This window comes from Enterococcus sp. MMGLQ5-1 (assembly GCF_013155265.1).
GTDB lineage: Bacteria > Bacillota > Bacilli > Lactobacillales > Streptococcaceae > MMGLQ5-1.
In genome coordinates, this window is the sequence record NZ_JABJXU010000012.1 from 44,482 (window position 1) to 57,228 (window position 12,747).

12 protein-coding genes are annotated in these 12,747 nt (G+C 36.4%); 4 read left to right on the forward strand and 8 right to left on the reverse strand.

Features of this window, described 5'->3' with window-relative positions:
• Nucleotides 1–2: 2 nt before the first annotated feature.
• The 7 genes from HOY35_RS11300 to HOY35_RS11330 form a co-directional block, all read right to left on the reverse strand.
• Complete coding sequence (locus HOY35_RS11300; protein WP_172213788.1) at nt 3–1,202, reverse strand: carbohydrate-binding domain-containing protein; 1,200 nt, start codon at nt 1,200–1,202, stop codon at nt 3–5.
• Nucleotides 1,203–1,317: 115 nt separating this feature from the next.
• Nucleotides 1,318–1,998 carry a DUF4956 domain-containing protein gene (locus HOY35_RS11305; RefSeq protein WP_172213790.1) on the reverse strand — a complete coding sequence of 227 codons (681 nt, stop codon included), beginning with the start codon at nt 1,996–1,998 and terminating at the stop codon, nt 1,318–1,320.
• The gene (locus HOY35_RS11310) at nt 1,976–2,785 is read right to left on the reverse strand and encodes a polyphosphate polymerase domain-containing protein (protein WP_172213792.1); all 810 of its coding nucleotides are present in this window, start codon (nt 2,783–2,785) and stop codon (nt 1,976–1,978) included. Before HOY35_RS11310 ends, HOY35_RS11305 begins: the two co-directional genes overlap by 23 nt.
• A 232-nt stretch (nt 2,786–3,017) precedes the next feature.
• On the reverse strand, nt 3,018–4,298 hold the full coding sequence (locus HOY35_RS11315) for a HAMP domain-containing sensor histidine kinase (RefSeq protein ID WP_172213794.1): 1,281 nt from the start codon (nt 4,296–4,298) through the stop codon (nt 3,018–3,020).
• Nucleotides 4,288–4,974, reverse strand: coding sequence for a response regulator transcription factor (locus HOY35_RS11320; RefSeq protein WP_172213796.1), 687 nt, complete (start codon nt 4,972–4,974; stop codon nt 4,288–4,290). Before HOY35_RS11320 ends, HOY35_RS11315 begins: the two co-directional genes overlap by 11 nt.
• Before the next feature lie 129 nt (nt 4,975–5,103).
• Nucleotides 5,104–5,400 (reverse strand): helix-turn-helix transcriptional regulator, encoded by a 297-nt coding sequence (locus tag HOY35_RS11325; RefSeq protein ID WP_172213798.1) that lies wholly within the window; start codon nt 5,398–5,400, stop codon nt 5,104–5,106.
• A gap of 38 nt (nt 5,401–5,438) precedes the next feature.
• The gene (locus tag HOY35_RS11330; RefSeq protein ID WP_172213875.1) at nt 5,439–7,364 is read right to left on the reverse strand and encodes a heavy metal translocating P-type ATPase; all 1,926 of its coding nucleotides are present in this window, start codon (nt 7,362–7,364) and stop codon (nt 5,439–5,441) included.
• A 172-nt stretch (nt 7,365–7,536) separates the two neighbouring features.
• Here HOY35_RS11330 and HOY35_RS11335 point away from each other — a divergent pair, with 172 nt between their 5' ends.
• The 4 genes from HOY35_RS11335 to HOY35_RS11350 all read left to right on the forward strand — a co-directional run bounded on the left by HOY35_RS11335 (nt 7,537) and on the right by HOY35_RS11350 (nt 11,105).
• A complete protein-coding gene (locus tag HOY35_RS11335) occupies nt 7,537–8,289 on the forward strand; it encodes an epoxyqueuosine reductase QueH (RefSeq protein ID WP_172213800.1) in 753 nt (250 codons plus the stop codon).
• 641 nt (nt 8,290–8,930) lie between these two features.
• Nucleotides 8,931–9,581, forward strand: coding sequence for a phosphatase PAP2 family protein (locus HOY35_RS11340; protein ID WP_172213802.1), 651 nt, complete (start codon nt 8,931–8,933; stop codon nt 9,579–9,581).
• A gap of 38 nt (nt 9,582–9,619) precedes the next feature.
• Nucleotides 9,620–10,579: a TIGR01212 family radical SAM protein gene (locus HOY35_RS11345; RefSeq protein WP_172213804.1), complete on the forward strand. Its 960-nt coding sequence runs from the start codon at nt 9,620–9,622 to the stop codon at nt 10,577–10,579.
• Nucleotides 10,563–11,105, forward strand: a complete 543-nt coding sequence (locus HOY35_RS11350) for a class I SAM-dependent methyltransferase (protein WP_172213806.1) — start codon at nt 10,563–10,565, stop codon at nt 11,103–11,105. The genes HOY35_RS11345 and HOY35_RS11350 overlap by 17 nt, the downstream gene beginning before the upstream one ends.
• A gap of 69 nt (nt 11,106–11,174) precedes the next feature.
• On the opposite strand, the gene abc-f is transcribed toward HOY35_RS11350, so the two are convergent.
• Nucleotides 11,175–12,686 carry a ribosomal protection-like ABC-F family protein gene (gene abc-f, locus HOY35_RS11355; RefSeq protein WP_172213808.1) on the reverse strand — a complete coding sequence of 504 codons (1,512 nt, stop codon included), beginning with the start codon at nt 12,684–12,686 and terminating at the stop codon, nt 11,175–11,177.
• Nucleotides 12,687–12,747: the final 61 nt, after the last annotated feature.

Below are 12,747 nucleotides of genomic sequence, written 5' to 3' on the forward strand. Positions count from 1 at the left end.
AATTACCCCCTTCCGAAGCCACCGCCACCACCTGCAGGGCCACCCATTGTACTTTCTGGAATTGAATCTACCTGCTCGCCATTAACAATAATGGTGCCACCGTTATAAGTTGCTGTACCATCATAGTCAAACGAAGAATTTGCTGAAATTGTAATCGTACCGCCATTAACTACGATATCACCATTTGAATCAATCCCATCGGTATCTCCAGAAGCCATCGTAATATCAATTGTACCGCCATTTATGGTTACAATTGGTGTAGCTGTAAAGTTTGAAGCCGAGCCATTGATACCATCATCTGAAGAGCTAATCGTAATTTCACCGTCATTTACTGTCACCAATGCCGCCTCTAAACCTTCAACACAGCTTTCAATATTAATCACGCCACCGTCAACAATTAATTTTTCCTCAGCGTGAATCGCATCATCACCGCTGTTAATTGTAAATGTGCCACCTGAAATATAGACAAATCCTTTCGTTTGATCAGTATCATTAGTTGATTTGATTGCATCTGCTGTCGCATTAATGGTAAATGTACCACCTGAAATATAGACGGAGTCCTTACCGCGAATCGCATCATCTACACTTGTAATATCATATGTACCACCACTAATTTTTAAATCATCCTTTGAAACAATACCATCCTGATAATTTGCCGTTAGTGTCAGCTTGCCACTACCTGTCAAAATCAAATCATCTTTTGAATAAATCGCACCATCTATTGTTTCATCACTTCGAGTTGAAGCATCTGAGATCGTATTCTCTGTGCCATCTGCCAATTCAATAACTGTATTTTCGGCACTTTCGACATAAATGGCAGCACTATCAGTGCTCTTAATCGTTGCCCCCTTTAAAATAATTCGGACATTACCAGTTGTATTGACGTGGATACCTGCCGTTGTTGTACCACTTAAAACATAAGTACCTGCCTCAGTAATATTTAAGGCTTCATTGCTAAGAGTCACTTCCGTTGTTGACAGCTCGTCCCAATTGATTGACTCGTCACCATTATCCAAATCTACTTCTGTCGTTTCAGCTGAGCTAGCGACCGTTGTCGAGCTAGTTGAGCCACTGCTACTAGACGAGCTACTAGTCGAAGTGCTTGAATTACTTGACTCAGAGCTTGTCTGACTGCAGCCGACCGTCGCTATCACCAATAGCGTTGATAAGCTTGTAAATATTATTTTTTTATATTTGTTCATTATTAATTCCTCCATTAAATTATAAACATATTATTTTGGAATGATCATCCAGCAAAAACCTAATATGATGACGATAATTAGTATCAACATCGCAAGCCCTTCTTTCGATTTTCAACTATAGCTCCTCTTTACCACTACCAGCTGGCTTAATTATAATTGGCAAATTACCGTTAACCGTTCTAATTTCATCTAAAAACTGCTTTTCATTATAAGGATTTTTTTCATGAACGGTATACGACACTTCGATTAAGCTACCTAGATTAGTCGTTTTAATAAAGTTTAAATGATAATGATCTGTGTATTGCTTAAAGGCTGAGTTAAAATCATTAACATAATTTAGCGTCTCAGGTACCGTAATCCGAACTTCTTTAACATTTTCAACAGAATCACCAAATTTAATGACGGTATAAACAACCATCGCCAAGCTAACTAAGATTGTAAAAAGGAAAGCATATAAAATATAGCCCATACCAATGGCTAAGCCGGTTGCCATTGCAAAAAAGATGGTTGAGATTTCTCTGGCGTTACCAGGAGCTGAGCGAAACCGAACCAAGCTAAAGGCACCTGCAACAGTTATTCCAGCACCTAGATTACCATTGACTACCATAATGACAGATGAGACTAAAACAGGTAACAAGGCAACTGTGAAAATAAAGTTTTTTGTATATGAATTTCTGAACATATGAATCTTAGCAATAATTAAGCCCAAGGCTAAACTCGAAATAATAACGATTAATAATTGAAGCGTTGTAACATTCATTTCACTCGTATTACTAGAAATGATACTGTTTAACATAATGCAATTCCTCCTGTGGATATTTCTTAATGGTCTGAGTTTCATCTGACAAATCATTTAACTTTTGTTTTTCCCATTCAGGATATAAAATCCATTGATAAACATTGCCATACTTGGTAAATTTATTCTGGAAAATCGCCAATTTGGAAAATAATTGACTAATTTCTAATGGGAAGGCACCTAAAATTTTGACCTCCATCAATATTTCATCCGACCTGACAAGCGGCGTTTCATATTCATCAGCAATTGCTGTCAAATCAAAGCTAGATAGTGAATAACGTATGTTCTGATCAAAGGTGATTCTAAAGTCCGGATCTGATAAGCCACTCAATGCCAAGCGATCGTAGCTAATTAATACCTTGGGCTTTAGCACCTGCTGTTGCATATAGTAGTCAATTTCTTTAAACACCTGATTCATCTGACTTGGCTTACGACCATATTTCAAATAATTTTGAGCCGTTTGATAATCTAATGCCACACGGCGTTTATAGGTAACACCCGCCACCTTTTTCTTAAGTTCAAGATAAACGGGCGAAGATTTTTCAGCCTGACCGTAGCTTCTTAGCCGAAGCTTTTCTTTAAATTTCGGCTTGCTAACTGAATGACGAATCACATCAAAATCATCTGTATCATAATAAACGGTATGAATTGTATGTAGACCATATTCATCAACGGTCATATATTTTTCTAATTCAGCCATTAATAGATTAAATTTTACTTTTGTTAGTAAATACTTTTTTTCGCGTCTTTCAAAAATTGTACCTGTTTTAACTTTAGCCTTTGCCATTTTGTACTCCTCTCTCAAATCCTATAAGCATAGTTTAAAGGTCAAAAATGAACACTATCTGAACAATTCCTGAACAATTCTGATTTTTTAGAATCAATATCAAAAAAAAACGCCTCGGCTTTTACAAATTGTAAAAACCAAAACGTTTTGTATATAGATATTTAATTGCCAAATGAAAGCCATCGGCAGAATTACTGGTATTAGGATTCAAAGACAAATTGTAACTCTTCCATTACTCATTATTAATCGGTAGAATAATTTTTGTCGTGTAATCAAAGTCGTTAGCTTCAGTAAAATAGTTTCCTTGATGTAAATTGGCAATCATTGAACCAATCTTTACACCTAGCGATTTGCCTGAGTTGGCTTCATCGTCTAGCAAAATTTTATTACGCACTTCCAAGCAAAATTGCTGATTATGTTCGTACACTTCAATTTGAACACTTTCGGTTAAATCACCATGCTGGCGAATGTTAGAAACTAAATTATCAAAGAGACGGTCAAGTAAAGATTGATCACCAACAATCAATACCTCTCCGATTAACCGATTATTTAAATGAACAGCTACAATCGGCTTTAATTCTTGCTCAAATTGACGAATCAAATTCGAAACATTGATTGTTGTCAAATTCAATGGTTGCTGCCCAGAAGAAATCGTTGCATAATCTAATAGCTCGTCAACCCGCAATCTAATTTGATTCGTTTTTTTCTGAATTAATTCCAAATACTGTCTTTGCTGCTTCGTTAATTCCGATTCTAATAATAACGGTAAATAGCCTGTCAAAATTGTTAAGGGTGTTCTGATATCATGACTTAGATCACCAATTAGCTCTCTTGATGCTTGAAGTGAATTTGCTTCTGAAGTAATCTTATCAGACAATGAAGCACTCATTTCGTTGATGCTAGAGGCAATTTGTGAAAGCTCATCATTGCCTAGCTCTGGAATCCGATATGATAGATCGCCAGATTCCAAAATCAAGGTTCCCTTTTCAATTTCATTCATATACCTTGCTTTTTGTAATAAAAGACGATAAAAATTTAAAATAATAATCGATAAAGCAATTATGATAACAACAATCGTTATTATATAAAATGGCCATTTGTTATTAACCACTAAAAATGTACTAACAACTTGTGCGTCAGAGTATTTTATTTTTGATTGACTTTCTGAACTTAGAGCTCTTTTTGAATCAACAGGCTGGTTATTTTTGGGAGGTGTTTGCGAGCCCGACTGATTGATTTTCGACTGATTTCTTAAATAAATTACGGTGCCATCACTAGACTGCCAGGAAAGCTGATCATTACTATCCACCTGATGCTCGGTAACATATGACTGAAATTCAGCAACAGCGGTCGCCAATAGCTTCGCTTCTCGATTGGGTTGAATTACCTGATTATATAAAAAATAACTACTAAAAAAAAGTAAAACAAAAGTTAAAATCCCTAAACCAGCGCTAAAAAATAAATAGTTTAATGTTTCTCTAGGAAAGGTTGTTCGTCCCTGATTACTTTTCAATCTTATACCCCACTCCCCAGATCGTTTGAATATACTTTGGTGTCTTTGGATTTTCCTCCAATTTTTGACGTAATTTTTTAATATGGGTCATAATAGTGCTGCTTGAATTATAGTAATAAGGCTCTTGCCAAACCTGCTCATATATCACTTCTGCCGAAAAAACCTGACCAGCTCTTGAGGCAAGTAGCTTCAATACATCAAATTCTTTACCTGTCAAATTAACTGGGCGATGAGCTACCCAAACCTCCCGACTAGAGATATTAATCACCAAATCTCTAACCTTGATTTCATTCGTATCCTGATTTGAATGACTATATTCTAATGAACGTCTAAGCATTGCTTGCACTTTTAGCTGTAATTCTTGAGGAGAGAACGGCTTTACTAAATAATCGTCACCACCTGCTGAATAGCCTGAAATCTTATCATATTCTTGACCTTTTGCCGAAACAAAAAGAATTGGCAATGGTGAGCTCTTCCGGATTTCTTTGACCGCATCGATACCACTCATTTTGGGCATCATATTATCCATGATCACAAGATTAATTGTTTCATCAATCGCTTCTATTGCTTCTTTGCCATTTTTAGCTTCAATAATTTCATCGACATAAGGTTCAAGTAAAACTCTTTGTAAATCCCGAATGTCTTTGTCATCATCTACCAATAATATCTTGACCATTGTTTTATCCCACCATTCTATTGGATAATAACACCCTTGCCTTAAAGCTGACTAAATTGAAAAATCAATAGCTGCACTAGATTATTCAAAAAAAATGATTGCTCAATTAGAACAATCACTTTTTTGTTTTCAATCTGCCGATTCCTTACTATGATCCAAGGACATTTGAATAAGGCGTTCAACGTGCTCATCGGCTAAACGGTAATACTTCATTCGCCCAACCTTATTAGCAACTACCAGATTTGCATCGCGCAAGGCAGCCAGCTGATGTGAAATCGCCGTCTGTGAAAGCCCAATCTGAGCTTCTAGCTCCTTAACATTTAATTCTTTTTCGATTAAACAAATGATAATTTTTAATCGTGTTTCATTGCTAAGCACGCGAAATGTTTGTTGCACCTTTTCAATTAGTTTCTGATCATCAATCATTGAAAGAACCCCTTTAATCAATTCGATTGATTTAAATGCTAGTCCTTAACCGGAATCAATAGGCGTAAGCCGTTAAAAATAACTAGTAATGTACTGCCCTCGTGTGCAAGCACACCAATTGATATATCCATTTTGCCAATAAAATTTAGTGTCACTAATAATATAATTATCAACAAAGAGAAAAAGATATTTTGATAAACAATTTGGTTTAATTTTTTGGATATCCGATGTGCATAACTAAGCTTAGATAAATCATTATTCATCAATACAACATCTGATACATCAATTGCAATATCCGTGCCATCACCCATCGCAATCCCAATATCAGCATTAACTAAGGCTGGGGCATCATTAATCCCGTCACCTACCATACCTACTATACCAAATTTTTGCTTTTGTGTATTGATAATTGCTGATTTATCTTCAGGCATGACATTCGTTATCACTTCAGTCAATCCAAGCTGTGAGCCAATTGCCTGTCCAGTCAGCTCAGAATCTCCAGTAATTAAGGTCGTATGAATCCTTTGGGCATTTAGATAGTCAATCACTTGCTTGGCCTTAGGATTAGCAATATCCATCAAAGCAATCAATCCAACTACCTCATGGTTAATGGCAAAATAAACAACCGTCTTACCTTGGCGTGCAAATTGTTCCTGCTTTTCTACAATTTTTTGATTAACTGTATTAAATATGCTTGGTTTACCCAGCTGATAATAGTTACCTTGATAATTACCATTTAACCCTGCACCAACTTGATTATTCACTTCAATTACAAGCCTTGTAGCTGCTGCTTCAGTAAATCGACTGACAATCGCTTCAGCTAAGGGATGGTTAGCTTGCCTTTCTAAAGCAACAATAATGGATAGCCATTGTGCCTTTTCGCGCTTTGAATCACTCATCAGATAATAATCTGTAACTTTAGGCTTGCCCTCGGTCAAAGTGCCGGTTTTATCAAAGGCAATTGCTTTGATTTCCGCTAAATTGGATAAATAAGAACCGCCCTTAAATAACACGCCACGCTTTGCCAAATTGGAGATTGCCGATAAAGTTGCTGGTACTGCACTTGCAGCTAAAGCACACGGTGATACCGAAATTAAAAATACCATGCCACGATAGATACTTTGTTCAAAAGACCAACCAATCAAGGTATAGCCAATGAGAATAAAAACTGGTAATAAAAGTAGGACCGTTTTAACATAAACTGGTTCAATTTTTTTAATTTTTGTCGCAGTAGGCGAGATATTTTGTTGTGATTGCGCTACTAGCTGTACAATCTTAGCAAATACCGTATCCCGACTATCCTTGGTGACGATGACAGTCAAAATGCCGTTTCCATTGATTGTACCACCAAAAACTAAATCACCAACCTGCTTCTCCTTGGGCATACTTTCACCATTAATCGCCGATTCATCAACTGTGGTCATTCCATCAATCACCTGGCCATCGGTCGGAATTTGATCGCCATTTAAAACTTGAATTTTATCACCAAGCTTTAGCTCTGACACTGGTACAATCTTGATTTGACCATCCTCATTAATCCGCCTGCCTTCAGTTGGATTCATTTTCAAAAGCTTGCTAATTTCGCGCTTACTTTTACCCTCAGCATATTCTTCTAAAAAATGCGCCCCTGCAAAAATAAGGATTAATAATGCGGCCTCCTGATAATTACCAATTAGCACTGCTCCAAGTGCAGCCAGAGACATTAATAAATGGATATTAGGTGTAAATTTTAGCTGTTTTTTACTATCAGAGATGGTAAGCTGAATCCCCTCCCAAATCACATGATAGCCAGAAATAATAATAACAATCACAAAAAGAATGGAACTGGAAATTGGCAATATATCTATCAAGCTTAGCACAAATAAAACGACACCAATTAAAAACGAGATAACTGGAAAAGAACTTTCCTCATGTTGATGTGCAACCTGTTGTTTTGATTTACTTTCAGTAACAATTTGATCCATTTTCATAATTTTCCACTCCTTACATGAAAATAATTTCATATGAACTATTGTTCATATGTTATTTTTATCATGTTTTATAAAAAAAAGCAAGAGCTTACATCAAAATATTTCATATTGTCAAAAAAAAGAATGCATGCTAACCTATGTCTATTAAGAAAAGGGAAGATTTATTATGATTAATTCATTAGAGATACTTAAAAAGTTTAAGCCGAATCAAAAAATTAACTATGATTATGTTTTAAAAAAAATGATTGATACTTGGCAAAAGGCGACTATTCGGCCCAAAATATTACTACACAGCTGTTGCGCACCATGCAGTACCTATACCTTAGAATATTTGACTCAATTTGCAGATATTACCATTTATTTCGCAAATTCCAATATCCATCCAAGAAGCGAATATCTTCGCCGCGAGACCGTTCAAAAGCAATTTATCAATGAATTTAATCAACAGACCGCACAAAACGTCCAATTTATTGCTGCGCCCTATGAGCCACAAAAATTTGTAAGAATGGTTAAGGAACGTGGACTCGAATCAGCACCTGAGGGTGGTGCACGCTGTCAAGCCTGCTTTCAAATGCGACTTGATTTAGTAGCTGAAAAGGCACAGGAGCTTGGTTATGACTATTTTGGTAGTGCCCTAACAATCTCACCCCATAAAAATAGCAAGGTAATCAACGAAGTAGGCATTGAGGTACAAGAATTTTATGATGTTAGCTATTTGCCAAGTGATTTTAAAAAGAATAATGGCTACCGTCGATCAATTGAAATGTGTGAGGCGTATCATATTTATCGGCAATGCTATTGCGGCTGTCTCTTCGCTGCGCAGCAAATGACGATTGATTTGAAGCAAATTGCTAAGGAAGCTGACCTATTTAATCAGCAGCTGCTGCAAACCAACTCAGAATCAAATAATGCACGTTAAGCTTATTTAAGGTGCCATTAGGAATACTATGTTAATTTAACGATAAGATAATAAGAAGATGAGGCAAAAGACGTTTAACGACCTAAAAAAGAAGCTAAATTGCATCTTCAAAAAATCGTAAGCCAAGGTGCTTACTCTCCCAAATTAAAACTGTGACCTCTTTATTTGAACAGTTTTGAGAGAGAAAACCTGTCAAACAAGCTAATTTCACATTTATATATTCGGTCATACTTTGCCTGAGCGGAAATGTACTTATTTGAAATTTTTAGGTAGTCTAGCTTCAACAGCTTAAAATGTTCGATACAAGAAAAAATAACTCGCGATAAAAAAACATCGCTATAATTATTTTTTAACTTGTACTCACATTTCAGAGCAAGCCGTTTACGCTTTTTAGGCAAGCTAGCTTCAACGGCTTAAAATGTTCGATACAAGAAAAAATAACTCGCGATAAAAAAACATCGCTATAATTATTTTTTAACTTGTACTCACATTTCAGAGCAAGCCGTTTACGCTTTTTAGGCAAGCTAACCCGTAAATTACGAACATTATGAAAAGGGTTTAGGACTTTTGTCCCAACCCCTTTTCATGTTATAATATTGGCATTTAATTTAATTCAATGCATCGCATTGTGAAAGGCATATATGAAAAATAAATCTACCTATCAATTAATTGGCAGCTTCTGTCTAGTGTTCTTTGTGATGTTGGGTTATCTCGTTAAATTTTATCCAGCGACACTCAACGGTGTAGACTCTACAATCCAAGCTGCGATTCGTTTTAATATTACCAATCAAGCAACAGTATTTTTTAAGGTGATCACCCAAATGGCAAGCCTACCCGCAATTATTTTACTGTGCTTAGTTTATATCATCTACCTATATCGAACTGATGAACGAAGTGCGGCAATTTGGCTACTCACTGGGACGATTCTTATTCCGGCCATCTTAGTGCCTTTATTTAAGCTTGTTTATAATCGAGAACGACCATTGCTAGAGCATTTAGTTAATGAAAGCTCCAATAGCTTCCCAAGCGGTCATAGTGCAACTGCGATTGTTTTTTTTGGAAGTATCGCCTTGATTTCTTGGCAAATTCTAAAAAACCGCACGCTTAAAATTACAATATCAATAATAGCTGCTCTAATCATTATTTTAGTCGGCGTTTCAAGAATTTATCTTGGTGTCCATTACCCGAGCGATGTGTTAGCTGGCTTTTTACTTGGTGGTGCCTGGCTTAATTTTAGCTACCCAATCTTCATAAAAAAACGCGTACAAAGTATTTTTAAACGAGTCAAATAGCAGCTCTTCAAGCAAGCTATTATAAAAGGAGGCTTCTTGTGAATCAAAAGCGTTACACAACATGGAATGAGCATTTAAGAAATTTATTTGATTCTAAAATTTTCAAGGTTCCAATCGATGGTGGCTTCGACTGTCCGAATCGTGATGGCACAGTTGCAAAAGGCGGTTGTACCTTCTGTTCTGTTTCGGGTAGTGGCGACTTTATCGTTGCACCACATGATCCATTGCCAATGCAGTTTCAAAAAGAAGTAGATTTTATGCACCGTAAATGGCCTAATGTTAATCAGTATATTGTCTATTTTCAAAATTATACTAATACCCATGCACCAGTCGCCGAGCTTAGAGAGAAATTTGAGCAGGTCATCCAGCTCCCCGGTGTAGTTGGCATTAATATTGCTACTCGACCAGACTGCTTACCACCAGAAACGATTGAATACTTAGCTGAAATCAACCAACGAATTCACTTATGGATTGAGCTTGGCTTACAAACAACCTATGAAGCAACTAGCCACTTGATTAATCGTGCTCATGACTATCAAACCTATCTAGATGCTGTTACTGATCTTAGACAGCACGACATTAAGGTTGTAACACATTTAATCAACGGCTTACCCGAAGAAACTGCCGAAATGATGCTTGAAAATGTGAAACGTGTCATTTGTGATTCAGATATTCAAGGCATTAAACTCCATCTGCTCCATCTAATGACCAATACGAAGATGCAGCGTGACTATCACCAAGGGAAATTAAAATTTCTATCAAAGGACGAATATGTTCAAATTATCTGTGACCAGCTTGAGCTAATTCCTAAGGAAATTGTTATCCATCGGTTAACTGGTGATGCACCTCGCGAGACAATTATTGGTCCAATGTGGAGTCTAAAAAAATGGGAGGTTTTAAATGCAATTGATCGTGAGCTTGAACAACGTAGTAGCTATCAAGGCAAGTATAATATTAGAGATAGAAAGCTGGTAGATCGTCATGCAACGTCCGCTTAATCAAGGTCATCTCTGGTTAAAAGAGGTGATTAAAGCTGGTGATTCGGTAATTGATGCCACAATGGGAAATGGTAATGATACCTGCTTTTTAGCTAAATTAGGTGCTGCTGTTACGGCATTTGATATCCAAGAAGTCGCGCTTATCAAAACTAAGCAGCGGCTTGAGGAGGCCAACCTTTCAGCTAACTTAATTTTGGATGGCCATCAAAATATTTATAAATATATTCAAAGGCCAATCAAAGCTGCCATTTTTAATCTCGGCTATCTACCAAGCTCGGATAAATCAATTATCACGCTCGCTGAAACAACGATTAGTGCACTTAAACAATGTCTGTCTTTACTTGAGGTCAATGGCCGCATAGCAATCATGATTTATTACGGTCACGCTGGTGGCCAGAGCGAAAAAAATGCAGTTATCGAATTTGTCAGTCAGCTACCACAGGAAAATTATCAGGTCTATCAGTATACAGCCCTTAATCAAATTAATCAGCCACCATTTTTAGTAATACTTGAAAAAAAGAAATAAACAAAGTAATTAAAAAAAGTGATTTAAGTTTCCCTACCTAAATCACTTTTTATTTATAATCATTTGCGATTATATATCATTTATTTTATTTAATTGAATGACTTGATTCGCAATTTTTTCAATAAACACCATATCATGTTCTACGAAAATCATTGGTGGCAGTTTGTTCAAGATTAATTGCTCAAGCTGTCGATAATTAAATACATCTAAATAGTTCAAGGGCTCATCCCAAACATAAAGATTTGCAGGCACTGTCAATGCTCTCGCTAATTCAATCTTCTTACGCTGTCCCATACTCATCGTTTCAATGCGCTGTTCAAAAACCGCTCTCTCCATACCCAGCTTTTTTAGCTGATTTAAAAATAGCGAATAATCTAAGTGATTAGCCCTTGCAAATTCTTTCAAATTCCCCTTATTATTTTCAAAATTCTGACTGATATATGAAATTTTTAAGCCAGAGGCAATTGAAACACAACCTGCTGCCTCACCTTTAAATTCATTCATCAAATATTTTAAAACACTGCTTTTCCCTGAACCGTTGATCCCTGTCAAAGCTAATCTTGAGAAGTTAGTTAGCTCAAAGCTAGTCGGTTGAAATAATAAATCATTTTGATCTTTATTAAATTGCAACGAAAAATTCTCTGCTTTAATCAAAACAGAATGTCTTGACTGCTGATAATTGATTGATAATTCATCAATTGTTTCAAGGTTTTTTAAAAGCCTACTCTTGGTTTCGATTTCATCATTCATACGTCTTTCAAGATTTTTAGCTTTTTTCATCACGCGAGCGCTTCTAGCACCAATAAAACCGGTATCATTAATGCTACCACTTCCCTTGATTTTGGCATGACCATATTTATCACCCTCTCGGTGCTTTGACCAGCTACTTTTTTCTTTTGCCGTTTTTTGCAAACGATCAATTTCATTTTTCAACCGTTCATTTTGATTGATTTCAAATTGATCCCTCAGTGCTTTTTCCTGCTCATATACCTCAAAGGCGCCCTGATATAAGACTAAATCTGTTTTTTCAATCGCAATAATATGGTCTGTCACTTCATTTAAAAAGGCACGGTCATGGCTTACCACAATATAACCCGACTTACTATTTAAATACTGTGCCACAACTTGACGACCAGTCATATCTAAATGATTGGTTGGCTCATCAATTAAAGGCAATTTATCATCTGCTAAAAATAACAATGCTAACAGTAATTTTGTCTGTTCTCCTCCCGAAAGCTGTTGGTATGGTCGCCATAAGATATCTGGGTTCACCTGGAGTAAACGTAATTCTCTTTCAAGCTGCCATTGTTCAAAATCAGCAATCGTTTCAGCCACCTGATAAGCTAGAAGTTCCGGACTCGTGACCGTTTGGGGAAAATAAACAAAATCAAAGGGCGCAAATACCTTACCAGAATACTCTAGCTGATTCAAAATAATTTTTAATAAGGTTGTTTTCCCACGTCCATTTCGCCCAACCAAGCCAAGCTGCCAGCTCTCATCGATAACTAACGAAACATTATTAAAGATTGCAGTTTGCCCCGGATAAGCAAATGATAATTTTTCAAATTCAATTTTTGACATAAAAAACCTCCAAAATCCACTAATGACTAGACTTTGGAGATTCAATTTTTTATACAAAAAA

Excerpts from the sequence above, each read along its gene's own strand:
- HOY35_RS11300 (WP_172213788.1), bottom strand. The coding sequence starts at position 1,202 with ATGAACAAATATAAAAAAATAATATTTACAAGCTTATCAACGCTATTG.
- HOY35_RS11305 (WP_172213790.1), bottom strand. The coding sequence starts at position 1,998 with ATGTTAAACAGTATCATTTCTAGTAATACGAGTGAAATGAATGTTACA.
- HOY35_RS11310 (WP_172213792.1), bottom strand. The coding sequence starts at position 2,785 with ATGGCAAAGGCTAAAGTTAAAACAGGTACAATTTTTGAAAGACGCGAA.
- HOY35_RS11320 (WP_172213796.1), bottom strand. The coding sequence starts at position 4,974 with ATGGTCAAGATATTATTGGTAGATGATGACAAAGACATTCGGGATTTA.
- HOY35_RS11325 (WP_172213798.1), bottom strand. The coding sequence starts at position 5,400 with ATGATTGATGATCAGAAACTAATTGAAAAGGTGCAACAAACATTTCGC.
- HOY35_RS11330 (WP_172213875.1), bottom strand. The coding sequence starts at position 7,364 with ATGGATCAAATTGTTACTGAAAGTAAATCAAAACAACAGGTTGCACAT.
- HOY35_RS11335 (WP_172213800.1), top strand. The coding sequence starts at position 7,537 with ATGATTAATTCATTAGAGATACTTAAAAAGTTTAAGCCGAATCAAAAA.
- HOY35_RS11340 (WP_172213802.1), top strand. The coding sequence starts at position 8,931 with ATGAAAAATAAATCTACCTATCAATTAATTGGCAGCTTCTGTCTAGTG.
- HOY35_RS11350 (WP_172213806.1), top strand. The coding sequence starts at position 10,563 with ATGCAACGTCCGCTTAATCAAGGTCATCTCTGGTTAAAAGAGGTGATT.
- abc-f (WP_172213808.1), bottom strand. The coding sequence starts at position 12,686 with ATGTCAAAAATTGAATTTGAAAAATTATCATTTGCTTATCCGGGGCAA.